The sequence below is a fragment of the Synechococcus sp. R6-7 genome (assembly GCF_047461695.1).
In the GTDB taxonomy this organism is placed as follows: Bacteria; Cyanobacteriota; Cyanobacteriia; order Thermostichales; family Thermostichaceae; genus Thermostichus.
Genome location: NZ_JANSHS010000031.1, coordinates 1 through 23,758, shown reverse-complemented (window position 1 = coordinate 23,758; position 23,758 = coordinate 1). Strand labels below are relative to the sequence as shown.

The following is a 23,758-nucleotide window of genomic DNA, read 5'->3' as shown; positions in this document are numbered from 1 at the left end:
GCTAAACCTCCGCAGGGGAAGTAGAGGGATTTGGGGCTTCGGCTTTGCGGGCGCGCTCGGCCAAGAGCACTTTGCGCAGCCAGGGGGGAGGGTTGTGCAGGGTGGTTACCAGGCGCTGCAACAAGCTCTCGATGGATTCTTCTTCCGACTGCACTTTGATGGGGGTGATGCGGCGGTTGATCAGGCGGGCGGCGGCACTGCTGCCAATGGCAGCCACGTAGATGAGGGTGACATCGGCCAAAGCCTGCAGCTTGGGCACCAGCTTGTCCTCGTTGCCATCTGCCTCCAAGTTGCCCCCAAAGGTGAGGGTTTTGCAGAAGCGGTAGCCTTCGGGGGTGACTTCGTAGAGGTCGATCTGGTTGGCCCAGCCAAAGTGGGCATTGACGTGCTTGCCGTCGCGGGTTGTAAAGGCCACTTGCATAGGCGTTCTCCTTAGAACCGTGAACTTGAGGGTTTAGGGGAGCTAGGGGGATCTAGCTCGAAGCTCTGGATCCCTTAGAATCCATGCCCAGAAACCTGGGGTGGGCTGGGGTGACGGGCTTCCTCCTGCTCCATCAGCAGGTTGCCGACAGCAAACAGTTGGGATAGGGTGCCGCGATAGCCCACCTGACAGATGTGGTTGGCCCCCAGCCGGTCGAAGATAGGGATCCCCATTCGATGCACCGGGATCCCCAGCCGCTTGCCCAGGCGCGCCGCGTGGGAGTTGCCCACCAGCAGGTCAGCCCCGGGTGCTAGCTCCTCCAGATCCCCCAGATCCCCCACCCGCACCGCCTCAATGGGAAGGGTGCTCAAGTGGGGATCCGGTGTGGGACTGATGGCCGCCTGGATCTGACAGCCCATATCCAGCAGCCAGTCCACCCACCCCCAGAGCAGATCGGCTTCTAGGGCCAAGGCAATCCGCTGGTTGCCGAAGAAAAAGTGGCAATCCAGGAGGGCATCCTGGACTTGGCTGCGCTGGCGGCGGTAGCGCAGGGGCACCGGCTGTTGGCTGTAGTCGGCCAAGGTTGCCAAAAAGGGATCCACAGCCTTGAGACCGGTCAGGTGGGGGAAAACCCGATAGGGGGTGCCAAAGCGCTGGGCCAGGATCTGAGCGGCAGGGCGCATGCTCTCCCCAATGGCCAAGGTGAGGCCGGATCGCCCCAGCTGCCGCAGTTGCTCGAGGCTGGTGCCGCCGTCCGGGGTTGCCCTAAAGCCAGTGCCCAAGTGGCCATCTAGGGAGCCTGAGAGATCCGGCACCAAGATTGGCTCCAGGCCAAAAGCTTCCACCATTTCCTTGATCTCCTGGGCATCGGCGGGGGTGAGGGCAGGCCCGCACAGCACCGTTACCTGGGCAGGGCGGACGGATCCCGACGGCGATTCCGGCAGGGTGCTGACCAAGCTGTTGACGGCGATGGCATAGCCGTCTTGCAGGGATCCCTTAAAGTCAGGCGTGGAGGCCAAGACGATGGGCAGATCCTGCAATTGCGGCTGGCGTCGGCGCAGCTCCCGCAGGATGCGCGGCATATCGTCCCCGCGGGTTTCCGTGAGGCCGGTGGTCAGAAGACCAATCAGCTCCGGCTGGGCCTTCTCCACCAAGGTGAGGATGGCAGCTTCGACATTCTCCTCCCCCCCCAAGATGGTGTCCACTTCGGACATGGCAGTGGTGGACATGGGAATGGCCTCGCGGAAATGACGTACCAGCAGCGCTTTGGCAAAGGCCGTACAGCCTTGGGAACCGTGGAAGAGCGGCAGACAGCCCTTGATCCCCAGAAAGGCCAGGGCCGCTCCCAGCGGAGCGCTGAGTTTGAGGGGGTTGACGCTGAGAGGCTTGCGTTCTTGGATGAGCTGGGCCATCATCCCACCTCCTCTTCGGCTGGAGTCTCCCAGGGGGCAGGCCGTCGCAACTGCTCCCAGATGGGGCTGTGGAGGGCGGCATCGATCTCCCGCGCCAAGTTCACCAGGCCGCGATAGCCGGCATAGGCATGGTGCCGCTCCTGGTTGATGTCCAGAAAGGGGATGCGGGCCTTGAGGGCGGTGTACTGGTTGCGTCCGCCGGCGATGAGCAAGTCCGCTTTCGTGCGCTCCACCACCTTGAGCAGCTCTTGCGGGCTGCCCTTGTCCAGGAGAATGCCCTCTTGGCCGAGCAGCTCGCGGATGCGGGCTTTGTCTTCTTCGGTGCTTTTGCGGGTGCTGGTGGCCGTTACCTGCATCCCCAGATCTCGGGCAGCAGAGATGATCGACCAACTTTTCACGCCGCCGGTATAAAGGACAACTCGTTTGCCCGCCAGCCGCTGCCGGTAGGGGGCCAAAGCCGCCTCAGCGGCGCGAGTTTCTCGCTCGATGAGGGCCTCGGTACGCTCCTGCAGTTGCGGATCCTTCAGCCCTTGGGCAATGGCCCGTAGGCAGTGGTTCATCTCCTGCAGCCCGTAAAAGGAAGCCTCAATGTAGGGGATCCCGTAGCGCTCCTGCATCTTGCGGCCCACATTGAGCAGGGCTTTGGCGCAGATGAGGACGTTCAGCTTGGCCCGGTGGGCGGTACAGATCTCGCGGTAGCGGCCATCGCCGGTGATCTTGGCCAAGATGCGGATCCCCAGCTCGTCAAACAGAGGCAAGACATCCCACAGCTCGCCGGCAATGTTGTACTCGCCGATGAGGTTAATGTCGCGGGGAGTGGTGTACTCCGGGGAGGCGGTGCCGATAACATAGTCCAGCAGGGCTTCTCCGGCCAGACGGTTGCCTAGGTTTTTGCTGCCCACAAAGCCGGGCGCATTCACCGGAATGACCGGGATCCCAAGCTGGCGGCTGGCCCGCTGACACACGGCCTCCACATCGTCGCCAATGAGGGCAGTTACACAAGTGAGATAGACGAAAATGGCGGCAGGTCGGTATTTGGCCTGTAAGTTGCAGATGGCCTGGAACAGCTTCTCCTCCCCTCCGAAGATGATCTCGTTCTCGCTCAGATCGGTGGTGAAGCCCACCTGATAGAGTCGGGAGCCGGAAGAGAGGCTGCCCCGCGTCCCCCAAGAGTTGCCGCTGCAGGCGATTGGCCCATGTACTAGATGGGCGGCATCGGCGATCGGCACCAGGGCAATCGAAGCCCCGTCAAAGGCACAGCCTCCCTGCGCTCCTCCTGGCTTGGCTTGCTCGGCACAGACTTTGTTTTTGCCTTTGCCGTCTTTCTTGTGGTTGTGCTCGCAGGCGGTCTCGTTGAGCAGCTCCGCCACTTTAGTCCGGCTGATCAAGGGCATGATGGGATCTCCTGAGAAGAGGGGGGCTGGGGTTGAGCCGCAGCTTCGGCCAGATAAGCCGCCGCCCGTAGCCGCAGGGCGATGATCTCCTCGTAGAGGGGGTTGATGCGACAGAGGGCCGGAATGTGGACGGTGCGGGATCCCAGTCGGATATCCCGCTCAAAGGGACAGGAAGCCGGGATCAAACGACAAATCCAACGCGCCTGCCGGGATCCCCGAATTTCAATGCTGTTGAGCCAGCGGCGCGGCCACTTCAGGGCGGATCTGAAAATTGAGTTCAAAACCAGGCCGAGCCATCCCAAAGGGTTGCCGACTCTGGGAAAGGGAAGAGAAGGGTAGGGATAAGTCATGGCTTAAACCTCCGAATGGGTAGAATTGGTAACAAGAGGAGGGGGAGCACACCATTCAAAAATCTGCTCCAGTTGCTCCAAGGAAATCAGCCCGTAATGCCAAAGAATCATGGGCAAAGGGCCCTGTTCACACCCATGCCGTTTCAGGGCGAAGGTGAGGGCGGATTCCGGGATCCCAAGCTCAACTTGCAAAAACTGCAGCAGCGGCGCCCGATCGGGGGTAAGCATGGCAGAGTCTCCCAAAACGAGGGGTGGGCGTAGATGGGCAAGCTAGGATGGGGACAAGCCCAAAACCAAGCTGTCGGCAGCCAGAAAGTGGGCCAGGTGAAAGGCCCGTTCTTCCGTCCGCAGCAAAATCTGCTCGTAGAGGTGACGGGTGGCGCGATCCCCAACACTTTCCGCCAGAGCCGCCTGGCGACGCAGCAGATCGATTAGGCTTTGCTCGGCCCGCAAATCCGCTTCCAGCATGGGCCGCACAGCCAACGCATCGTCCCCTTCTGGGCTGAAGCAGCACAGCTCCGCCAGCTTGGCAAAGCTGGAGGCCGGGATCCCACCCAGGCCGTTCAGGCGCTCCCCCACCTCATGGGCGTGGTTCTGAACTTCCTGTAGACTTTCGTTGAAAAATTGGTGAATTGAGTAGAACTCTGCTCCTTCGACAACCAGATGGTGCTTCAGATACTGCAAATACAGCCCCTGAAGACTGGCCCAAACTAGGTTGAGGCCCTCGCAGATGGGAACCGTGATCTCACGTCCCAGATGAACGGGGTTGTCTCGGACTTGTTGGAAGGAGTGAGTCGAGGGGGATGGAGTGGTCATTGGCGCTACCAAAACGAGGTGAACAGGAGAAGCAAGGAGGCAAACGGCAGAGGTTCAGGGGTGGTCATCCCCTCCTGCAGATCTCTCAGGGGGATCCCAGGTTTGGAGAGACCAGCAGCGATCCAACCAACTCAGCCAGCCAGAGCGGTTGAGGGTGAAAAGGCGGAGCACACTGTGGACGAGGAGGGCTTCGGTGGGGGTGCGAATCACCACCCACAGTTGGCCGGTCGGGGTACAGCCACAGGTCAAATCCAGCTCCTGCAGACGGTAGAGAATCCGCCAGCGATCGCAACGGGGCACCTGCAGCACTTCAGCCGTTTTCGGTGGGGGAGAAACAAGGGGGGACATAAGCTCACCGGTTGGGAAGCAGGGGGCGAGTCTCAACAGAGGGGCAGAACCGTTGGGTTTCTGTTCCCCCGCTTATAGCAAGCGGCTGCGGTGGCTCAGGCTTGGCAGCGGGCGATCAGGATTGATTGAGTTATTGCCGATGTACTCAAACCCTGGAAGCTTGGCCCAGAGGGCAAAAAAAGTTTTTCTGAGGGCAGGGGGTTGAGTCTTTTGCCCGCAGGGATCCAGTATTTTCGGGGAAGGGTATGGGTATTTGAGCGAGTACATCCCCCTTGCCAGAACAAGAAAATCCGACAGCCCATCGGCGCAATAGTCCCTACTGCCTTGGCGAGGACTTTGCCCCAGGGGGATCTTTCCTCAAACTCAAACGGCTATTTTCAATACACTTTTGGGCTGATACGATATTAAATCGTAGCAATTGATGCAAAACGCAGCCGAGGCTGCGGCGCTTGAGTGCATCTGAGCAGATTTTTAGTATTTCTTAAGCATTGCCCCAAGCCCTTGTCGAATCAGGGATTCCGGGGATCCTCCCCACAGCCGGATCCCCCGCCCCTTTGGGTCAAAATACGGCATCCCCGGCCTTGAAAAACCAGACCCTTGACCCCTAAAAAAAGTTGGATTTGGCCTGCCATCAGGCTTTGCAGGTCTTGAGTACAAAGCCAATAAACTCGATCAGTTCTACCGGGCTGAGTGCAACGGAGCGGGCAGAGGGCGGTTGATATAACCGCCAGTAACGTTCTATCCCCTGGTTGACCCCGCCATGCTGCCCCTTTCAACTCCGCCCCGCCAGGGATCCCCTTCCCCATCGGCCTGCGCTTGCAGCAGCAGCCCCCGCCAGGCCCTCCCCCCTCATCTGCAGCAGCGCATCGCCACCCATCCCTGCTACAGCGAAGCGGCTCACCATCACTACGCCCGCATGCACGTGGCGGTAGCCCCCGCCTGCAACATCCAGTGCAACTACTGCAACCGCAAGTTCGACTGTGCCAACGAGAGCCGGCCCGGTGTGGTCAGCGAGCTGCTGACCCCGGCGGAAGCCGCCCACAAAGTGCTGGTGATTGCCGGCAAGATCCCGCAACTGACGGTGGTGGGCATTGCTGGGCCTGGGGATCCCTTGGCCAACCCCAAGCAAACCTTCGAAACCTTTGCCCGCATCGCCGAGAAAGCCCCGGATCTCAAGCTCTGCCTTTCCACCAACGGCCTGATGTTGCCGGACTACATCGACGAGATCAAACGGCTGAACATCGACCACGTCACCCTGACCATCAACATGGTGGATCCAGAGATCGGAGCCAAGATCTACCCCTGGATCCGCTGGCGGCGCAAGCGCATTCGAGGGGTGGAGGCAGCCCGCATCCTGCACGAACGGCAGATGGAAAGCCTGGATCTGCTGCGGGAGGCAGACATCCTCTGCAAAGTCAACTCCGTTCTCATTCCCGGCATCAACGACACCCACCTCTTGGAAGTGAACCGGGTGATCCAGGAGAAAGGGGCTTTCTTGCACAACATCATGCCCCTGATCTCGGCGCCTGAACACGGCACCTACTTCGGCCTTATCGGCCAGCGGGGCCCCACCCCTCAGGAGTTGAAAGCCCTGCAAGATCGGTGCTCCGGCAACATGCGGATGATGCGCCACTGTCGCCAGTGTCGGGCGGACGCGGTGGGCCTTCTGGGGGAAGACCGCAGCCAAGAGTTCACCAAGGAGCGCTTTATGCAGATGACCCCCGAGTACGACCCCGAAAAACGCCGCCAGGTCCAGGCAAGCATTGCCCAACTGCAAGCTCAGCAGCAGGCAGCCCCAACCCACTGGACAGCCGACCTGCCTCCCGACAGCCCCTCCATCCTGGTGGCCGTAGCCAGCAAAGGCGGTGGCTTGGTCAATCGCCACTTCGGCCATGCGCGGGAGTTTTTGATCTACGAGGTCAACGCCCGTGGGGCGCAGTTTGTCGGCCACCGCAAGATCCCGCAGTACTGCCACGGGGGATCCGGCGAGGACAACAACCTAGAGCAAATTCTGGATCTCATCCGGGATTGCCGAGCTGTATTGGTCTCCAAGATTGGCGATTGCCCCATGAAGCGTATTCGCGAGGCCGGCATCGAAGTGGTGGAAGACTACGACCTCATTGAAACGGTGGCCCTCAAGTTTTACCGCACCTGGTTGGTCAACCAGGCCCTGGACAGCAAATCTTCCGGATCTTGAGACCTCATCTTTTGGAGACGCGGCCATGGCTACTGTAACTGCTCTCACCAAAGGCGGACTGCCCTGGATCCCACAGTTTATCGAAAGCCTGGATATCAGCCGCTGCCTCGGCTGTAGCCGTTGCCTCAAAGTCTGTGGCCGTGGTGTGTTTGCCCTCAGAGCCCTCAACGAAGACGGCGAGTTTGTCGACAACGAAGAGGAAGGAGAAAGTGAGCGCAAAGTGATGACCATCCTCAATGCCGCCCTCTGCATCGGCTGTCAGGCTTGCGCCCGCATTTGCCCAAAGCAGTGCCATTCCCACGCTCCGCAAGCCGTTTAACGTTGCCCAACCCCTACCTTGTATCGATTCGGAGCCTGTATGAACCCCGTGATCTACCTGGACAACAACGCCACCACCGCCGTGGATCCCCTGGTTCTGGAGGCGATGCTGCCCTATTTGCAGACCTTCTACGGCAACCCCTCCTCGATGCACAGTTTTGGCGGCCAGGTGGGGCGTGCCCTCAACCAAGCCCGCGAACAGGTGGCAGCCCTTCTGGGAGCCGACCCGACGGAGATTGTCTTCACCAGTGGCGGCACCGAAGGCAACACCACGGCCATTTATGCAGCCTTGGCAGCCCAACCCCAGAAGCGCCACATCATCACCACGCAGGTAGAGCACGCCTCGGTGCTCAACGTCTGCAAGCACCTGGAAAAACAAGGCTACCGCGTCACCTACCTCTCGGTGGATGAGCAAGGCTGCCTGGACTTGCTGGAGCTGGAGGCAGCCCTGACCGGCGATACTGCCCTGGTGAGCTGCATGGCCGCCAACAACGAGACGGGCGTGCTTTTCCCCATCGAGGCGGTGGGATCCCTGGCTCGCAGCTATGGGGCTGTTGTCCATGTGGACGCAGTACAGGCGGTGGGCAAGATCCCTCTCGATCTGCAGCGCCTGCCAGTGGATCTCCTCACCCTTTCCGGGCACAAGCTGCATGCCCCCAAGGGGATCGGCGCTCTCTATGTGCGGCGGGGCTTGCGCTTCCGTCCGTTGCTGCTGGGAGGGCATCAGGAGCGAGGCCGCCGCGCCGGGACGGAAAATGTGCCGGGCATCATCGCCCTGGGCAAGGCAGCGGAGCTGGCCCAAGCCCACCTGGGGGATCCCCATGAGCGGCTGCTGCGGGATCGCTTGGAGCAGGGCTTGCTACAGCGGATCCCGGATGTCCAGGTTAACGGCCACCCCACTCAGCGGCTGCCCAACACCACCAACTTGGGCTTCAAGTTCGTGGAAGGGGAAGCGATCCTCTTCTGGCTGAACAAATACGGCATCTGCGCCTCCTCCGGCTCCGCCTGCACTTCCGGATCCCTGGAACCCTCCCATGTGCTGCGGGCCATGCGCCTGCCCTACACCGTTTTGCACGGCTCGATCCGCTTCAGCCTCTCCCGCTTTACCCAGCCGGCAGAGGTGGAGCGGGTGCTGGAGGTTTTGCCGGGGATCATTGAGCATTTGCGGGCCATCTCCCCCTTCAGCCACGAGGCGGAAGACTGGCTGCAACAGCAGGAACGGGAACTGGCTCGCCGCTGACCCCCCTCAAACTCATCTTCCCTCGACCGTTAGCATCCTCAACTCAGGATCCAGCCATGTGGGACTACAGCGAAAAAGTTTTGGAACTCTTCTACCACCCCAAAAACCAAGGGGCGATGGATCCCAGCTCCGAGCCCGGTGTTCGGGTGGTGGTTGGAGAAGTGGGCAGCATCACCTGCGGCGATGCCCTGCGGCTCTACTTAAAGGTGGACGAGGCTAGCGAGCGGATTTTAGCTGCCAGCTTCCAAACCTTCGGCTGCACCAGCGCCATTGCCTCTTCCTCGGCCCTGACGGAGCTGATCACCGGCCTCACTCTGGATGAAGCCCTGCGGATCGACAACCGCCAAATCGCTGACTACCTAGGCGGCCTGCCCCCCGCCAAGATGCACTGCTCGGTGATGGGGCAAGAGGCTCTGGAGGCAGCCATCTACAGCTATCGCGGCCTTCCTCTGCCTGACCACACGGATGATGACAGCGCTTTGGTCTGCTCCTGCTTTGGCGTCAGCGAGCAAAAGATCCGCCGCTTGATCCGGGAAAACCACCTCACCTCCGCTGAGGAAGTAACAGCCTACAGCAAAGCGGGTGGTGGCTGTGGTTCCTGCCTGGCCCAGATTGAAGACCTGATCGCCGCTGTTCTGGCAGAGACTGACGCAACCCCTTCAGAAGATTCAAGAAATTCAAAAGGGAACTCCCAAAACCAGACAGAGCCCTCTCCCGCTGCTCCCTCTCCTGTCTCGGCAACAGCGACACCCCCTCCCCTCACCACCTTGCAAAAGATCGCCCGCATTCAGGCCGTCCTGGAGGAGGAAGTTCGCCCGCTGCTGTTGGCCGATGGCGGCGATGTGGAGCTTTACGACCTGGAAGGGGATCAGGTGTGGGTGCGCCTCAAGGGATCCTGCACCACCTGCCCCAGCCAGCAAAACACCCTGCGGTTGCTCATCGAAACCCGCCTGCAAGAACAGGTGTGGCCCACCTTAACCGTGCATGCCCTCTAGTTCCCCATTCTCGATAAGCCTGAGAGCCCTATGAACTGCCCCACTCCTGCTTGCCATCGCTTTTCACATCCCCTGCTTCGCTCCGGGAGGGCTCCACCGCTCGACCGGTTGACTTCCGGATCCTGCAAGGGTTCGAGGCTGCTTTCCCCTGAGCTGAAACCCTTTCGAGTCAGGACTCCGTCCCGCTGAAACGACCAGTTGCACCCGTTTGCAAGAGATTTCTAACCCTTGAGTCTTAATTAGGAGACCTGAACCATGAGACAAATTGCATTCTACGGCAAAGGCGGTATCGGCAAATCCACCACCTGTCAGAATACCGTTGCCGGTATGGCCGAATTGGGACAGCGGATCATGATCGTCGGCTGCGACCCGAAGGCCGATTCCACCCGCCTCATGTTGCACTGCAAAGCCCAGACCACCGTCCTTCACCTGGCGGCTGAGCGGGGATCCGTAGAAGACGTGGAGCTGGAAGAGGTGGTGCTCACCGGCTACCGAGGGGTGCGCTGTGTGGAATCCGGTGGCCCCGAGCCTGGCGTTGGCTGTGCTGGACGAGGCATCATCACCGCCATCAATTTCTTGGAAGAAAACGGAGCCTACGAGGATCTGGACTTTGTCTGCTACGACGTGCTGGGGGACGTGGTCTGCGGCGGTTTTGCCATGCCCATTCGGGAGGGCAAGGCCCAAGAGATCTACATTGTTTGCTCCGGCGAAATGATGGCCATGTATGCGGCCAACAACATCGCCCGCGGCGTGCTGAAATACGCCTACTCTGGCGGCGTGCGCTTGGGTGGCTTGATCTGCAACAGCCGCAAAGTGGATCGCGAGATCGAGCTGATCGAAGCTCTGGCCGAAAAGCTCAACACCAAAATGCTGCATTTCATCCCCCGCGACAATGTGGTTCAGCACGCAGAATTGCGCCGCATGACGGTGATCGAGTACTCCCCCGACTGCAACCAAGCTGACGAGTATCGGGCCTTGGCCAAAAAGATCATCAACAACACGGATCTGAGGATCCCCACCCCCATCTCTATGGATGAGCTGGAACAGTTGTTGATAGAGTTCGGCGTTTTGGACGACGACCAGAAAATCGCCCACCTCATCGGCAAAACCGAAAAAGAGTTGGCCCCAGTGTGAACTTAAAGATGGGCTGGGGGTGGATCCCTTCCTCCCTCGGCCCTCGGTTCCCCCTAGTTTCTTTCTCAAAAAAATCCAGTAGATGAGGCTCTTCCCATGACTACTCCAAAAAGCGCCCTCAAAGAGGAAAACCGAAAAGTTATTGCAGAAGTTCTGGAAACCTATCCGGAAAAGGCCAAGCAAAAGCGAGCCAAACACCTCAACGTCTACGACAAGGGCAAAACGGATTGCGGAGTAAAGTCCAACATCAAGTCGATCCCCGGCGTCATGACCACTCGCGGCTGTGCCTATGCCGGTTCCAAGGGGGTGGTGTGGGGGCCGGTCAAAGACATGATCCACCTCAGCCATGGCCCCGTGGGCTGCGGCTACTACTCCTGGTCGGGAAGGCGCAATTACTACGTCGGCACAACCGGGGTAGATACCTTCGTTACCATGCAGTTCACCTCCGATTTTCAGGAGCGAGATGTGGTGTTCGGGGGGGACAAAAAACTGGCCAAACTCTTGGTGGAAGCCAGCGAACTCTTCCCCTTGGCCAAAGGCATTACCATCCAGTCCGAATGCCCCGTCGGCTTGATCGGGGATGACATCGAGGCAGTGGCCAAGAGAGTTTCCAAAGAAATTGGCAAGCCGGTGGTACCGGTGCGCTGCGAAGGCTTTCGGGGGGTCTCCCAGTCCCTGGGCCACCACATCGCCAACGATACGGTGCGGGACTGGGTTTTGCCCATTGCTGACAAGAAAGCGAAGGAGGGATCCCTCAACTTTGAGCCCGGCCCCTACGATGTGGCCCTGATTGGGGACTACAACATCGGCGGCGACGCTTGGTCTTCCCGGATTTTGCTGGAGGAGATGGGCCTGCGGGTAGTGACCCAGTTTTCCGGCGATGGCACCTGGAACGAGATGCTGCTTGCCCCTCGGGTGAAGCTGAATCTCATCCACTGCTACCGCTCCATGAACTACATCTGCCGCCACATGGAGGAAGCCTACGGGATCCCCTGGCTGGAGTTCAACTTCTTTGGCCCCACCCAAATTGCCAAATCCCTGCGGGCCATCGCCCAGCGGTTTGACGAGACCATCCAGGCCAAGGCAGAGCAGGTGATCGCCAAGTACAAGCCCCAGAGCGAGGCCATCATTGCCAAGTACCGTCCCCGCCTGGAGGGCAAGCGGGTGATGCTGATGGTGGGCGGACTGCGGCCCCGCCACGTCATCCCGGCCTTCCGGGAGCTGGGCATGGAGGTGATTGCCACCGGCTACGAATTCGGCCACGGCGACGACTACAAGCGCACCACCCAGTACATCGACGATGGCACCCTCATCTACGATGACGTGTCCGGCTACGAGTTTGAAGAATTTGCCAAGAGGTTGAAGCCAGATCTCATCGCCTCCGGCATCAAGGAGAAGTACGTCTTTCAAAAGATGGCTTTGCCCTTCCGCCAGATGCACTCTTGGGACTACTCCGGCCCCTACCACGGCTACGACGGCTTTGCCGTGTTCGCCCGCGATATGGATCTGGCCTTGAATAGCCCCACCTGGGATCTGGTCAAAGCCCCCTGGAAATCCTAGCTTGCCGCCGGGATCCCAAACGCGAACGGCCCTTCCTTCCCCTGCCCCTCATTAGGAGACCGACCATGCCGCAAGATATCCAAGACATCAAAGATCACGCCCGCCTGTTTCAAGATCCGGAATATCAGGCGCTTCTGCAGTGCAAGCAAACCTTTGAAGATCTCCCTTCCCCGGAAGAAGTGGCCCGGGTGGCCGAATGGACAAAATCTTGGGAATACCGGGAGAAAAACTTTCAGCGGGAAGCTTTGACGATAAACCCTGCCAAGGCTTGCCAGCCCTTAGGGGCCATCTTCGCCGCTGTCGGCTTTGAGGGAACTCTGCCCTTTGTCCACGGATCCCAGGGGTGCGTGGCCTATTTTCGCACCCATCTCACCCGCCACTTTAAGGAGCCCTTTTCGGCGGTCTCCACCTCGATGACGGAAGATGCGGCGGTGTTTGGCGGCCTCAAAAACCTAATCGAGGGACTGGAAAATGCCTACGCCCTCTACAAGCCCAAGATGATCGCCGTGTGCACCACCTGCATGGCGGAGGTGATCGGGGATGACCTGGGGGCCTTCATCACCACGGCCAGAAATGAGGGAGTGATTTCCCGCGACTTCCCGGTGCCCTATGCCCACACGCCAAGCTTTGTGGGATCCCACATCACCGGCTATGACAACATGCTCAAGGCCATTCTCAGCACCCTCACCGAGCCGGTGGGCCGCACGGGTAGCAATGGCTACATCAACGTCATCCCTGGCTTCGATACCTACATGGGCAACTTGCGGGAGATCAAGCGCATCTTCGGCTTATTCGGGATCCCGCTGACCCTGCTGGCGGACAACTCCGACTATTTGGATTCGCCCAACGACGGCACTTTCCACATGTATCCCGGAGGAACCCCTTTGGAGGCGGCTGCCCAATGCCTCAACGCCGAGGCTACTTTTTCCTTCCAGCGCTACACCACGCCCAAGACCCTGGAGTTTCTAGCAGAGGCCTCGGGTCGGCCCACCCTGACGGCGCGGCCAGTGGGTATTCGGGGCACGGATGAGTTTTTGATGCAGCTATCCCAGTTAACGGGCAAGCCCATTCCCGCCGAGCTGGAGATCGAACGGGGCCGGGCGGTGGATGCTTTCACGGACTCCCAAGCGTGGATCCACGGCAAGCGGGTAGCCCTGTATGGGGATCCGGATCTGGTGATGGGCTTGCTCAGCCTGTTGCTGGAGCTGGGAGCGGAGCCGATCCATGTGGTGGTGACCAACAGCAACGAGGAGTTCGAAGCCGAGGCGCGGGCACTGCTGGCCTCCAGTCCCTATGGACAGGGGGCAACCGTCTGGGGGGGCAAGGATCTCTGGCATCTGCGCTCTCTGATGTTCACCGAGCCGGTGGATCTGCTGATCGGCAATTCCTACGGCAAATACCTGTGGCGGGATACGGGCACGCCTTTGGTGCGCATCGGCTACCCCATCTTCGACCGCCACCATCTGCATCGCTATCCCACCTATGGCTATGTGGGGGCGCTCAACCTCCTTAACTGGATTGTCAACACCATTCTGGATGAGGCAGATCGGCGCAGCATCATCCCCGGCAAAACCGATTTTTCCTTCGACTTAATTCGTTAGCTTCCGGAGTAGGGGGATCCCAGAGGCTAGATAGATCTTGTCAAGGATCCCCTGCTCCAAAGACTCCACCCCGCTAAGAGGAACAGCCAAGCCTTACAGGAATCTGATGAATTCTGCGGCAACTTGGTTGAGCTTTCTACCCTGGACATGATTGCCCTGACGCAACCGGGGTCCCGCTAGCGGTGCGGAGCACCATCGACGGTTACCGATTGCCTAGGCGGGCCGTAGGTCTTGGAGGATGGATCCCATGAATTCCTCTATCACCATCAACGACACCACCCTACGCGATGGGGAGCAAGCGGCAGGGGTAGCCTTCCAAATCCCCGAGAAAATCTCCATTGCTGCCCTCTTGGATGCCATTGGCGTGCCCGAGATCGAGGTGGGGATCCCGGCCATGGGCGCTGTGGAAACGGAAGCCATTCGCGCCATGCTCAGCCTGGGGCTGCGGGCTCAGCTGCTGGGCTGGAACCGGGCTGTGCCCAGCGATATCCTCGCCTCTATTCGTTGCGGCCTCAAGCGGATCCACATCTCCGTGCCGGTCTCGGATCGGCAAATGGCCGCTAAGTTCCAAGGGGATCGCCCTCGGCTGCTGCGACAGTTGCGCCAATGCGTGGAGATGGCCTTGGAGCAGGGGCTGTGGGTCTCGGTGGGGGCAGAAGATGCCAGCCGCACCCCCCTGGAGCAGGTGATCGAGTTGGCCCAAATGGCCCAGAGCTGGGGCTGTCGGCGCTTCCGCTACTGCGATACGGTGGGCATTTTGGATCCCTTTAGCACCTACAAGCAGATTCGCCGTCTGGTGCAGGCCATCGATATCCCTGTGGAGATGCATACCCACGACGACCTGGGCATGGCCACTGCCAATGCCTTAGCCGGGATCCGCGCCGGCGCTCAGTCGGTGAACACCACCGTCAACGGCTTGGGGGAACGGGCCGGCAATGCCCCCTTGGAAGAGGTGGTGATGGCTCTGCGCTGCACCTTGGGGATCGACGTTGGGGTGGATACCTGCCGTCTGCGGGAGCTGTCTCAACAGGTGGCGCGGGCCAGCGGTGCTCCCCTACCTCCCTGGAAGGCCATCGTCGGTGACAACGCCTTTGCCCACGAGTCGGGCATTCACGCTGCAGGGGTGCTACGGGATCCCCAGACCTATGAGCCTTTCCCACCAGAAGCCGTGGGCGGCCAGCGGCGGCTGGTGTTGGGCAAACACTCCGGCCGGCATTTGCTGCTCCAGATCCTCAAGGAACAGGGGATCCCTGTCGAGCAGATCCCGCCTGGCCAGCTGGAAAAGCTCCTGGAACAGGTGCGGCAGCACGTCACCCACTGCAAGCATCCGATCCCACCGGCGGAACTGGCCCGTTATTGCCGCGCAACGCTGACGCAATGGGCGCAACACACTCCAGAACCCATCCCAGAGGAGAGCCATCCCGATGTTGTCTAACCGCTTGTCCGGAAAGGAAACTTCCAAATCTCAGGCCATTTTGGCAGCCGTGTCTCGACGGGCGCGCCAAGTAGGCCGCAGCCTAACCCGCCAAGAGCTTTGTCAGGTGCTGGCAGAAATCACAGGAGGTACCCCATGAGCGACGAACTGGAGCTGGATCGCCCTCCCCAATTTGAGCTGGGCGACAAAGTCCGCATCCGTAAGGTCATCCGCAACGATGGCACCTTCTTCGGCCAGCCGGTGGGGAAAATCTTGGCCGTTCCGGGCGACGAAGGTTACGTGATTTCCATTGGCACCTTTCTACAACGGTTTTACGTCTATGCCGTCCACTGCTTGGCCAAAGGCTTGGTGGTGGGGTGCCGTGCCCAAGAGCTGGAACTTGTGGAGAAAGGGCTATGAAAGTCATCCTGCACGAAAGTGCCTACGGGCATTTGATGGTCTACGTTCCCAAAAAAGATCTGGAAGAATCGGTTGTGGCCACCCGTTCAGAGGCCGGGGAAACCATTTTTACTTTGAGCAACGGTTGGGAATTGTCCATCCCAGAGCTGCCAGATCCCTTGTCTCTGCCCAGGACGGTAGAGGCCAAACGCCTCTAGCCAACGGTTGGCTAAAAATTCTGTTGGCCTATCCCCGAAAGGGCTGAGAGAATGGGTTGAACTCAGCTCCAACAAGCTCTAGATACCCATGAAAAGGGTTGGATTCCCCGTTACTTTGTATGGACAACCGGCCCATATGGGGAGATGGCTTTTCATCCTCCAGGGGCTCCTGGTTCTTCTTTGCCTGGGAACCGTCTATTCCTGGAGCATTTTCCGCAAGCCCCTGGAAACAGAGCTGGGGATTGGGGCCAGTGAGAGCCTGCTGCCCTACACGGTTGCCCTCGTGTTCTACGCTACCCTCATGCCCATCACAGGGTTTGTCATCCCCCGCTGGGGATCCCGCCGAGTACTGGCTCTGGGGGGCAGCTTGGTGGGCCTGGGCTATGGGCTGGCCAGCTTCGCCCCCTCCATTGGGTGGATTGCCCTCTGCTATGGAGTCATTGCCGGCAGCGGTGTGGGAATAGCCTATGGAGTGCCAATGGCCGTGGCAGCCCGTTGGTTCCCGGATCGCAAGGGATTGGCCGTGGGATCCACCATTGTCGGCTTTGGCCTATCTCCCCTGCTCACTGCTCCCCTGGCCAACTGCTTGATCGAGGCACTGGGGGCTCGGCCTACGCTGCTGATTTTGGGGATCCTCTTTGCAGCGGTGATCTTGGGGATCGCAACCCAACTGAGATTTCCTCCCCCCGATTGGATCCCTTCCCCATCTTTTCCAAGAAAATCCACGGACAGCCCAGATCACCCTCTACCGGCTTCTAGGCGCTCTCTCCCTCTGCTGAGAAACCCCTCCTTCTATGGCCTGTGGATCTGCTACGCCATCGGCACTCTGATCGGTTTAAGCGCCATTGGGATTTCCGGCCCCGTGGGGGAAGAGCTGATCGGCCTGGATCCCCCTGCGGCTGCCAACAGCGTGGCTCTCTTCGCCATTTTCAACGGGATCAGCCGTCCTCTGTTTGGCTGGTTGGCCGATCGCTTACATCCCCATCAGGTCACTACGGGATCCTATGGGCTGATCCTGCTGGCCTGTGGGCTAATGCTCCTGCCTCCCCAGGGATCCCTTCTGGCCTACTGGGTAACTTTTTCCTTGCTTTGGTTTTGCCTGGGGGGGTGGCTGGCCATGGCTCCCGCCCTGACCCTGCGCTTGTTTGATCCGGGACGCTACGCCCAGAACTACGGCATCGTGTTTACCGCCTATGGAGTTGGGGCTTTGACGGGAACGATGATCACGGGCCAAATTCGGGATAGGCTAGGCAGCTATAGCTACACCTTTTATGGGATGGCCGTCTTGGCGGTGGCAGGGATCTGGGTGGCCAACGCTTTTTTGAAAGAGAAGTTGTAGGAGCTTCAAGCCAGCGGGCACAGCAGGGATCCCATCAGCAGGGGCAGCAATCCCCTACTTCATACCCTCCACTGCAGGGCTGGGTGAACCAACTTAAAGACTTGCCCCCCCAAGGCAAGCAGTTTGGTAGAGTAGTACGGCTATTGCCGACAGATTGGGATCGTGGCGGAATGGTAGACGCTACGGACTTAAAATCCGTTGTTCCTCAAGAACGTGAGGGTTCGAGTCCCTCCGATCCCATCATCCCTTGATCCCTGTCTGTTCCAGCACATTCAGCAAGTCCGGGATCCGAACCCAGGCATCTTCTCGATCCAAATCGGGGCTGGAAAGAAGAGCCACCAAAGCCGGATCACAAACAGGTGCTACCAAAGGGAAGTACCTTAACCCTGCCACCTGGGCAATGATCCAAAAATAGGGGAGCACTGCATTGCTGGGCAAGATCTCGATGACGGTGGTGCCGGGTGGACAAAAGGCGAGGTTGGTCAGGCCCGCCCCGTGGATCCCGATCACCGCCTCTGCCCCCTGCATCAGGGCTATTTGCTCGGGAAGAGAGAGGGTTTCCATCTGCACCGGTACAAATCCCCAGGGGCGCAAGCAGGCCAGCACCTCCGCTTCGTTGATCACCCGCCGCCAGCGGGCAGAGCGACGGCTGATGTAAATTCGCCGCGGTTGCAGGGGGTCGATGGAGAAACTCGGCTGGGCCAGTTGCCGCAGCACCTCCAATCCCCTGGGCGTCAAACACCCCACCGGAGCGCCTGCCGAGGGCACGATCAGGTTCTGGGCTTGCAGATGGGATCCCCCCAACTGCTCAAAGCTGAGGATGCGCTCGGCTGGGATCCCCAAAGCAGCCAAGCTCTGCACCTGAAAGGGCTTTCTTTGATACCCGTGGATCAAGATGGGGATGTCCTTTTCCAGGGCGCCCGACCGCCGCAGGATATCCAAGGCAGGCAAAATATCCACCATCCAGTGAAAGTAGTTGACCGCTCCCAAGGGCAAGAGGGCAACGGGGCCATCCAGTGGGATCGGTGGGGGGAGATGGGGCAAGCCCAGCAGGGGGTGGTGTCGCAGGTGATCTGGCCTGTAGTCCCAGTCGAGGAACTCCGGCGGCGGCAAGCTCAGGGATAGATCGGCGAGCAATTCTCCCCGGCGGGTGAGCACCCCGCTGGCAAAGCTGGCGTAGAGGTGGCGGGGATAGTGGCCCACGTGGACGGATCCTCGGGGGATCTGGGCGACAAAGGTCTCTGCCAAGGGGATGCGCTGCGGGCGCAGCTTTTGCAAAATGGCGGGATCAGCCGCAGGGGGCGCTTTCAGACAGAGAACCCCCACCGGATCCAGGGGTTGGTAGTCCCCTTCGCCCGTGGCCTGATGCCACTGTCGGGTGGTGAGGTAGCCTTGGGTTGGCACTGGCCAGAAGTCAGTTGTAGGGGGAGTGCTCTGGGAAAAGGAGTCTGCTGGAAGGGCAACGCCTTCTGGAGCCCAACGCTGCCGCCAAGCCGAATACAGGAAATCGGGGATCCTCGCAGATCCCTCTCCCCTGCATGCCTGCTCCAGTCCAGATCGCAGAGGGCTTTCTCCGCCGCTGCCCTCGCACCACGCCTGCACCCAATTCCGTTCCGCTGCCACCGCTCGGCAAACCTTCTCCCAAGCCGCCTCAGGGTGAGCCAACCGCACTTCCGCTTCCGCCCAGTAGCTGTAGAGTTGCGCCGTCCCGGTGCCCCGCGCCTCAGCCGCCTGGAAACACCCCACAGCCTGAACTGGATCCTGCAGATCCAGCCACGCCAGGCCCATCTGTACCCAGGGATCCCCCCACTCAGGGCGCAGCCGCGCAGCCTCCTGCAGAGGGGAAATCGCCTCTCGCAAACGGCCCAGCTTCATCAGGGCCAAGCCCCAGCGCCAAAAACTCTCTGCCGCCGTCGGATCCTGCTGGCAAGCCCGCTCAAACCACTCCGCTGACGCAGCCCACAGCCGGCTCCGCTCTTGGGTCAGGCCAATGCGGTGAGCAGCCAAAGCCTGGCCAGAAGACGGCTCCAGCTGTCCATCCCCCAACTCCAGAAGCTGCCGATACAGAGCTGCTGCCTGCGGCCAATGGCCCTTCTCCCACAGGCTTTCCGCCAAAGCCTGCAAGCTCCTCAGCAGGTGGTAGACGGCCTCGGATTCGGCCACCCCCCCCGCTTGCAGCATCGCCAAGCCCTCTTGCCACACCAGCTGCGCCTCCAGTTCCCGACCCAGCAGGAGATAGGCGGCTCCCAGCTCCCAATACAGCTCTGGAGAGGGGGATCCCTGCTCGAGCTGTTGCTGTAAAACCTGGGTAACGCGTTCGTAATGCCCCTGCTCCCAATCCTCAAGGAGAAAAGCAGAAGACAACAGATGGGGGGGTAGAGCTGGGTTGGGAGCCATGTCTTTGTGGATGAGAAACAGTGTTACAAACTGCAACAACCTCCCCACTCTGGGCCCGTGCCCCTAGTATTCTAGGCTTGGCTTCCCCCTCAGGGATCGGGCATCGATCCTTCTCAGCTCAGAGAGGGATGCTCCTCCAGTCGTGGGTCAGCCTCTTCACCCCCTTCGATGGCACTGTCCTCGGCCTTTGTCGGCAGTTTTTTCGATCAAAACGGAGTTTAAAAGATCGATGGGTATCAACGTATCCGCTGGCGCAGTCGTTTCCAACCCCCGTCTCTACCAAACCGTGCCTGTATCGACCATCTCCCAGGCGGAACAGCAGGATCGCTATCTGGGACGCACCGAGCTGGATCGCCTCGAGGACTTTTTCTCCAGCGGCCTGAAACGGCTAGAGATTGCCGAGGTCATTGCGGCCAATTCGGAAATCATCGTCAGCCGGGCAGCCAACCGCATCTTCACAGGGGGCTCGCCCATGGCCTATCTGGAGCGGCCAGAAGCGACCCAAGACGAGAAAGAAGCCTTCAAGCTGGGTACTGCCTTCTACGTGGAATCCACCGGCGGATTCATTGAGGCCATCCGCAACATCTTTAGCGCCAGCGGTGTGGAGATTCCCCCCAATTTCCGCCCCATCAACATCTCCCGCTACGGAGCTGCCAACATGCGCAAATCGCTGCGGGATCTGAGCTGGTTTTTGCGCTACGTTACCTACGCCCTGGTGGCCGGGGATCCCAGTATCATCGCCGTCAACACCCGCGGCCTGCGGGAGATCATCGAAAACGCCTGCTCCGCCGAGGCCACCATTGTCGCCATTCAAGAGATGAAGCGGGCAGCGGCTGGCTACTTCCGCAAAGATGCCGAAGCGGTTGCCATCATCAACCAATACTTCGATGTTTTGCTGAGCGAGTTCATCGCTCCCGCCCCTTCCGACAAGCTGCGGCAGCGCAACGCCAGCACCGCCGACGGCCTGCCCCTGCAGGGGCTGCAGCTACCCCAGGTTTACAACTTGGCTGCCGAGAAAGTTCCCGTTTTTGCCATGAAGCCGGGGCTGTCCAACGCCGAGAAGGAAGAAGTCATCAAGGCCGCCTACCGGCAGGTGTTTGAGCGGGACATCCGCCGCGCCTACGGCCTCAAGCTTTCCAACCTGGAGTCGAAGGTGAAAAACGGCGAGATCTCCATGAAGGAGTTCATTCGCCGCCTGGGCAAATCGGAGCTCTACCGCAAGCAGTTTTACGAGCCTTACATTAACAGCCGCGTTGTCGAGCTGGCCTTCCGCCACTTCCTGGGCCGGGCCCCTGAAACCCGCGAGGAAGTGCAGACCTACTTCTCCATCATCTCCAGCAAGGGTCTGGCTGGCCTGGTGGACGCCCTGGTGGACAGCCGCGAGTACGGAGACTACTTCGGCGAAGAGACGGTACCCTACCTGCGCAAGCTGGGGGTAGAAGCGCAAACCAGCGCCAACTGGGGGGCCAAATTCGACCTCTACAACTACGCTGCCCCCCGCCGCAAGGTGCCCCAGTTCATTACCCTCTTTGCCCGCTACAACCGGCCTCTGCCGGATCAGCATGCCTATGGCTCCGGCAATGACCCGCTGGAGATCCAATTTGGGGCCATCTTCCCCAAGGAAACCCGTTCCCTCAGCGCCCGCCCTGCTCCCTTCAACAAAGATGTCAAGCGCATCCTCATCCGGCGCGGCTTTGCCCTGACCAACGAGCGCACCAATCCCAGAGCAGCAGGGGATCCCGGCAGCCTTGGCCCGAAGGTTTTCAAGCTCACCCAAACTCCCGGCGATCGCAGCCGGCGGCTGGGGGTGCGGGCGGGGATTGTTGGCAGCGAAGTCTCGACGCAAGCGGTGATCCGCGCCTGCTACCAGCAGGTGTACGGTTACATGCCCTACGAAGGCCAACGGCTAACCCGTTGGGAGATCAAGCTGGAGTCGGGGGAAATTCCTGTCAAAGAGTTTATTCGCCAACTGGCCAAGTCGGATCTCTTCCGCAACAAGTACTGGTCCAGCTTGTATGTCTGCAAAGCCATCGAGTTTATCCACCGCAAGCTGCTGGGCCGACCCACCTACGGGCGCCAGGAGATGAACCGCCTATTTGACATCGCCTCCAAGCAAGGGTTCTACGCCGTCGTGGACGCCATCCTCGACAGCGAGGAGTACCAGCAGGTCTTCGGGGAAGATATCGTGCCCTATGAGCGCTACCTCACCCCCGGCGGTCTGGCGTTGCGGCGGATGCGCCCCGGCTCCACCGACATGGCAGTGACCAAGCCCATTCGCACCGACGACGACATCCCTCTCTTTGTCAAGTTGGGTCAGCCTCGGGATATGCCTTCCGGCGAGCTGGAAATCCAGCGGCGGGCCCAGCAGGGGGTGCCCAAGGTACGCCAAGAGATCCCTGTCTTCAAGCTCACCAGCCTGGCCAACAAAGCGGAAGTCAACAACCTCATCCGCGCCGCCTACCGGCAGGTCTTCGAGCGGGATATGGACATCTACAACATCAGCGCCGAGCTCAGCTCTGCCGAGTCCAAGCTGCGCAACGGCGAGATCACCGTCAAGGAGTTCATCGAGGCCCTGGGGTGTTCCGAGCTGTACCGCTCCGAGTTCTATGCCCCCTATCCCAACACCAAGGTGATCGAGCTGGGCACCAAGCACTTCCTAGGCCGTGCGCCTCTCAACCAGCAGGAGATCCGCAAGTACAACCAGATCTTGGCCACCCAGGGGGTGAAAGCCTTTGTGCGCGCCCTGCTGAACACCCAGGAGTATCGGGATCTCTTCGGCGAGGACACGGTGCCCTATCGCCGCTTCCCCACCTTGCCGGCGGCCAACTTCCCCAACACGCAGGAGCTGTACGGTCGCCTTACCAAGCAAAACCGCGAGCTGGTGGTGCCCAGCTTCAGCCCTGTGGGCAATGACCGCAGCTAGATGGGGCTCTCAACTGCTCTCTTTCTTGTGAGAGAGGGGTCGGGGGTGAGGGGAGAGACGAGTTAGCTCCACAAAGGCAGAGGAGACTGGGCTTCATAGCCCAGATGCCGTAGCGCAGCAGGGGTAACCACTCGACCCCGGGGCGTGCGCTGCAGGTAGCCGATCTGCAGCAGATAAGGCTCATACACTTCTTCAATGGTTTGGGGATCCTCACCCGTCACCGCGGCCATCGTCTCCAAGCCCACTGGCCCTCCACCGAACTGCTCCACCAGCACCGTCAGCAGCTTGCGATCGATCCAATCCAAACCCATGGGATCCACCTGGAACAGCTCCAGAGCGGCTGCTGCCACTTCTCGGCTAATGTGGCCGTCCCCTCGCACCTGGGCGTAATCTCGCACCCGCTTGAACAGGCGGTTGGCAATGCGGGGTGTGCCCCGAGAACGGCGGGCGATCTCTGCAGCCCCTTCTGGATCGGTGGAGACATTCAAGAGGCGAGCCGTGCGCAGCACGATCTGCACCAGCTCGTGAGGCTCGTAAAAGCGCAGCCGTTGCACATGGCCAAAGCGATCCCGCAGGGGAGAAGTGAGGGCACCAATGCGGGTTGTGGCCCCAATGAGGGTAAAGCGTTCCAAGGGCAGAGAGGTGATGCGGGCAGAGCGGCCTTTGCCGATGGTGATATCAAGGCGAAAATCCTCCATCGCCGGGTAGAGCAATTCTTCTGTAACCTTGGGCAGGCGGTGGATCTCGTCAATAAACAGCACATCCCCCCGCTTCAAACGCACCAAATACCCGGCGATATCGCGGGGGCTCTCCAAAGCCGGCGCGGTGGTCATGTAGAACTGGGATCCCATTTCTGCCGCCAGCACTGCTGCCACCGTGGTTTTGCCTAGACCAGGCGGGCCGTAGAACAGCAGGTGATCCAGAGGCTCTTGGCGAGCGCGGGCCGCCGCAATGGCAATGGAGAGCACTTCTTTAAGTTCCGTCTGGCCAATATATTCCGCTAGGGTGCGCGGGCGCAGGGATTCTTCTTGGGCTTCGCCAGGGTGGGCTTGCGGCTGCAACAGGGCAGAGGGATCCGCTCCCCTTTCCCCAGCAAAGCTCAACTCTCTGCCTTCTTTTCTCCAGGCTGAAGACTTTTGCTGCCGCCGCTTGGGGCCCTCAGCGTTCTGGCCTGTATCCCGAGAAGAAATGATTGCCATATCCCTAAGTCACAGAGGCAATGGCCCCAATTTAACTCTAGAAAAGCTCTGGGAAAGATCACCCCAGCAAAGAGAACAAAAAA

Annotated in this window: 22 protein-coding genes and 1 tRNA gene; 14 read left to right on the top strand and 9 right to left on the bottom strand. The window is 60.1% G+C overall.

Translation table 11 applies throughout. The features are described 5' to 3' along the window. Position 1: 1 nt before the first annotated feature. The 7 genes from nifX to NW815_RS01245 all read right to left on the bottom strand — a co-directional run bounded on the left by nifX (position 2) and on the right by NW815_RS01245 (position 4,741). Entirely contained in the window at positions 2 to 421 is a 420-nt protein-coding gene (nifX, locus tag NW815_RS01275) for a nitrogen fixation protein NifX (protein WP_414342057.1), read from the bottom strand. Positions 422 to 495: 74 nt separating this feature from the next. Continuing rightward, the gene (gene nifN, locus NW815_RS01270) at positions 496 to 1,836 is read right to left on the bottom strand and encodes a nitrogenase iron-molybdenum cofactor biosynthesis protein NifN (RefSeq protein ID WP_414415633.1); all 1,341 of its coding nucleotides are present in this window, start codon (positions 1,834 to 1,836) and stop codon (positions 496 to 498) included. Further along, positions 1,833 to 3,227 carry a nitrogenase iron-molybdenum cofactor biosynthesis protein NifE gene (nifE, locus tag NW815_RS01265; RefSeq protein WP_414388084.1) on the bottom strand — a complete coding sequence of 465 codons (1,395 nt, stop codon included), beginning with the start codon at positions 3,225 to 3,227 and terminating at the stop codon, positions 1,833 to 1,835. Before nifE ends, nifN begins: the two co-directional genes overlap by 4 nt. Next, positions 3,218 to 3,577 (bottom strand): Mo-dependent nitrogenase C-terminal domain-containing protein, encoded by a 360-nt coding sequence (locus tag NW815_RS01260; RefSeq protein WP_011430660.1) that lies wholly within the window; start codon positions 3,575 to 3,577, stop codon positions 3,218 to 3,220. Before NW815_RS01260 ends, nifE begins: the two co-directional genes overlap by 10 nt. Before the next feature lie 3 nt (positions 3,578 to 3,580). Next, positions 3,581 to 3,805: a DUF2949 domain-containing protein gene (locus tag NW815_RS01255; protein ID WP_011430659.1), complete on the bottom strand. Its 225-nt coding sequence runs from the start codon at positions 3,803 to 3,805 to the stop codon at positions 3,581 to 3,583. A gap of 42 nt (positions 3,806 to 3,847) precedes the next feature. Then, positions 3,848 to 4,393: a ferritin-like domain-containing protein gene (locus NW815_RS01250; protein ID WP_414388082.1), complete on the bottom strand. Its 546-nt coding sequence runs from the start codon at positions 4,391 to 4,393 to the stop codon at positions 3,848 to 3,850. A 54-nt stretch (positions 4,394 to 4,447) separates the two neighbouring features. After that, positions 4,448 to 4,741, bottom strand: coding sequence for an Asr1405/Asl0597 family protein (locus tag NW815_RS01245; RefSeq protein WP_414388081.1), 294 nt, complete (start codon positions 4,739 to 4,741; stop codon positions 4,448 to 4,450). Between the two features lie 760 nt (positions 4,742 to 5,501). On the opposite strand from NW815_RS01245, the gene nifB reads away from it, so the two are divergent. From nifB to NW815_RS01180, 13 genes are all read left to right on the top strand, one after another. Beyond that, positions 5,502 to 6,938: a nitrogenase cofactor biosynthesis protein NifB gene (gene nifB, locus NW815_RS01240; RefSeq protein ID WP_414388080.1), complete on the top strand. Its 1,437-nt coding sequence runs from the start codon at positions 5,502 to 5,504 to the stop codon at positions 6,936 to 6,938. Between the two features lie 25 nt (positions 6,939 to 6,963). After that, positions 6,964 to 7,257: a ferredoxin III, nif-specific gene (gene fdxB, locus NW815_RS01235; protein ID WP_099813103.1), complete on the top strand. Its 294-nt coding sequence runs from the start codon at positions 6,964 to 6,966 to the stop codon at positions 7,255 to 7,257. Positions 7,258 to 7,296: 39 nt separating this feature from the next. Further along, complete coding sequence (nifS, locus tag NW815_RS01230; protein WP_041438416.1) at positions 7,297 to 8,496, top strand: cysteine desulfurase NifS; 1,200 nt, start codon at positions 7,297 to 7,299, stop codon at positions 8,494 to 8,496. A gap of 56 nt (positions 8,497 to 8,552) precedes the next feature. Beyond that, a complete protein-coding gene (gene nifU / locus NW815_RS01225) occupies positions 8,553 to 9,491 on the top strand; it encodes a Fe-S cluster assembly protein NifU (RefSeq protein ID WP_011430652.1) in 939 nt (312 codons plus the stop codon). Positions 9,492 to 9,746: 255 nt separating this feature from the next. Beyond that, positions 9,747 to 10,625: a nitrogenase iron protein gene (nifH, locus tag NW815_RS01220; RefSeq protein WP_011430651.1), complete on the top strand. Its 879-nt coding sequence runs from the start codon at positions 9,747 to 9,749 to the stop codon at positions 10,623 to 10,625. Positions 10,626 to 10,721: 96 nt separating this feature from the next. Beyond that, positions 10,722 to 12,185 (top strand): nitrogenase molybdenum-iron protein alpha chain, encoded by a 1,464-nt coding sequence (gene nifD, locus NW815_RS01215; protein ID WP_099813105.1) that lies wholly within the window; start codon positions 10,722 to 10,724, stop codon positions 12,183 to 12,185. A 65-nt stretch (positions 12,186 to 12,250) separates the two neighbouring features. Beyond that, positions 12,251 to 13,786: a nitrogenase molybdenum-iron protein subunit beta gene (nifK, locus tag NW815_RS01210; protein WP_011430649.1), complete on the top strand. Its 1,536-nt coding sequence runs from the start codon at positions 12,251 to 12,253 to the stop codon at positions 13,784 to 13,786. Positions 13,787 to 14,033: 247 nt separating this feature from the next. Next, on the top strand, positions 14,034 to 15,221 hold the full coding sequence (gene nifV, locus NW815_RS01205; RefSeq protein WP_414388079.1) for a homocitrate synthase: 1,188 nt from the start codon (positions 14,034 to 14,036) through the stop codon (positions 15,219 to 15,221). After that, positions 15,211 to 15,360: a hypothetical protein gene (locus tag NW815_RS01200; RefSeq protein WP_011432085.1), complete on the top strand. Its 150-nt coding sequence runs from the start codon at positions 15,211 to 15,213 to the stop codon at positions 15,358 to 15,360. Before nifV ends, NW815_RS01200 begins: the two co-directional genes overlap by 11 nt. Beyond that, the gene (locus NW815_RS01195) at positions 15,357 to 15,620 is read left to right on the top strand and encodes a nitrogen fixation protein NifZ (RefSeq protein WP_011430646.1); all 264 of its coding nucleotides are present in this window, start codon (positions 15,357 to 15,359) and stop codon (positions 15,618 to 15,620) included. The genes NW815_RS01200 and NW815_RS01195 overlap by 4 nt, the downstream gene beginning before the upstream one ends. Continuing rightward, complete coding sequence (gene nifT, locus NW815_RS01190; protein WP_414373889.1) at positions 15,617 to 15,817, top strand: putative nitrogen fixation protein NifT; 201 nt, start codon at positions 15,617 to 15,619, stop codon at positions 15,815 to 15,817. The genes NW815_RS01195 and nifT overlap by 4 nt, the downstream gene beginning before the upstream one ends. Before the next feature lie 88 nt (positions 15,818 to 15,905). After that, entirely contained in the window at positions 15,906 to 17,156 is a 1,251-nt protein-coding gene (locus tag NW815_RS01185; protein WP_414388078.1) for an OFA family MFS transporter, read from the top strand. A gap of 156 nt (positions 17,157 to 17,312) precedes the next feature. Next, a tRNA-Leu gene (locus NW815_RS01180) sits at positions 17,313 to 17,396 on the top strand. On the opposite strand, the gene NW815_RS01175 is transcribed toward NW815_RS01180, so the two are convergent. Next, a complete protein-coding gene (locus tag NW815_RS01175) occupies positions 17,397 to 19,589 on the bottom strand; it encodes a glycosyltransferase 61 family protein (RefSeq protein ID WP_414388144.1) in 2,193 nt (730 codons plus the stop codon). 193 nt (positions 19,590 to 19,782) lie between these two features. Here NW815_RS01175 and NW815_RS01170 point away from each other — a divergent pair, with 193 nt between their 5' ends. Further along, positions 19,783 to 22,476 (top strand): phycobilisome rod-core linker polypeptide, encoded by a 2,694-nt coding sequence (locus NW815_RS01170; RefSeq protein WP_414388146.1) that lies wholly within the window; start codon positions 19,783 to 19,785, stop codon positions 22,474 to 22,476. 62 nt (positions 22,477 to 22,538) lie between these two features. Here NW815_RS01170 and ruvB read toward each other — a convergent pair whose 3' ends face one another. Then, positions 22,539 to 23,675, bottom strand: a complete 1,137-nt coding sequence (gene ruvB, locus NW815_RS01165) for a Holliday junction branch migration DNA helicase RuvB (RefSeq protein ID WP_414388148.1) — start codon at positions 23,673 to 23,675, stop codon at positions 22,539 to 22,541. Between the last annotated feature and the right edge of the window lie 83 nt (positions 23,676 to 23,758).

Coding starts and splice junctions, on each gene's coding strand:
- nifV (WP_414388079.1), top strand. CDS start 14,034: ATGAATTCCTCTATCACCATCAACGACACCACCCTACGCGATGGGGAG.
- NW815_RS01245 (WP_414388081.1), bottom strand. CDS start 4,741: ATGTCCCCCCTTGTTTCTCCCCCACCGAAAACGGCTGAAGTGCTGCAG.
- nifH (WP_011430651.1), top strand. CDS start 9,747: ATGAGACAAATTGCATTCTACGGCAAAGGCGGTATCGGCAAATCCACC.
- NW815_RS01260 (WP_011430660.1), bottom strand. CDS start 3,577: ATGACTTATCCCTACCCTTCTCTTCCCTTTCCCAGAGTCGGCAACCCT.
- NW815_RS01195 (WP_011430646.1), top strand. CDS start 15,357: ATGAGCGACGAACTGGAGCTGGATCGCCCTCCCCAATTTGAGCTGGGC.
- NW815_RS01250 (WP_414388082.1), bottom strand. CDS start 4,393: ATGACCACTCCATCCCCCTCGACTCACTCCTTCCAACAAGTCCGAGAC.
- nifN (WP_414415633.1), bottom strand. CDS start 1,836: ATGATGGCCCAGCTCATCCAAGAACGCAAGCCTCTCAGCGTCAACCCC.
- nifX (WP_414342057.1), bottom strand. CDS start 421: ATGCAAGTGGCCTTTACAACCCGCGACGGCAAGCACGTCAATGCCCAC.
- nifU (WP_011430652.1), top strand. CDS start 8,553: ATGTGGGACTACAGCGAAAAAGTTTTGGAACTCTTCTACCACCCCAAA.
- nifB (WP_414388080.1), top strand. CDS start 5,502: ATGCTGCCCCTTTCAACTCCGCCCCGCCAGGGATCCCCTTCCCCATCG.
- nifD (WP_099813105.1), top strand. CDS start 10,722: ATGACTACTCCAAAAAGCGCCCTCAAAGAGGAAAACCGAAAAGTTATT.
- nifS (WP_041438416.1), top strand. CDS start 7,297: ATGAACCCCGTGATCTACCTGGACAACAACGCCACCACCGCCGTGGAT.
- NW815_RS01170 (WP_414388146.1), top strand. CDS start 19,783: ATGGGTATCAACGTATCCGCTGGCGCAGTCGTTTCCAACCCCCGTCTC.
- NW815_RS01200 (WP_011432085.1), top strand. CDS start 15,211: ATGTTGTCTAACCGCTTGTCCGGAAAGGAAACTTCCAAATCTCAGGCC.
- ruvB (WP_414388148.1), bottom strand. CDS start 23,675: ATGGCAATCATTTCTTCTCGGGATACAGGCCAGAACGCTGAGGGCCCC.
- nifE (WP_414388084.1), bottom strand. CDS start 3,227: ATGCCCTTGATCAGCCGGACTAAAGTGGCGGAGCTGCTCAACGAGACC.
- NW815_RS01255 (WP_011430659.1), bottom strand. CDS start 3,805: ATGCTTACCCCCGATCGGGCGCCGCTGCTGCAGTTTTTGCAAGTTGAG.
- nifT (WP_414373889.1), top strand. CDS start 15,617: ATGAAAGTCATCCTGCACGAAAGTGCCTACGGGCATTTGATGGTCTAC.
- NW815_RS01185 (WP_414388078.1), top strand. CDS start 15,906: ATGAAAAGGGTTGGATTCCCCGTTACTTTGTATGGACAACCGGCCCAT.
- fdxB (WP_099813103.1), top strand. CDS start 6,964: ATGGCTACTGTAACTGCTCTCACCAAAGGCGGACTGCCCTGGATCCCA.
- nifK (WP_011430649.1), top strand. CDS start 12,251: ATGCCGCAAGATATCCAAGACATCAAAGATCACGCCCGCCTGTTTCAA.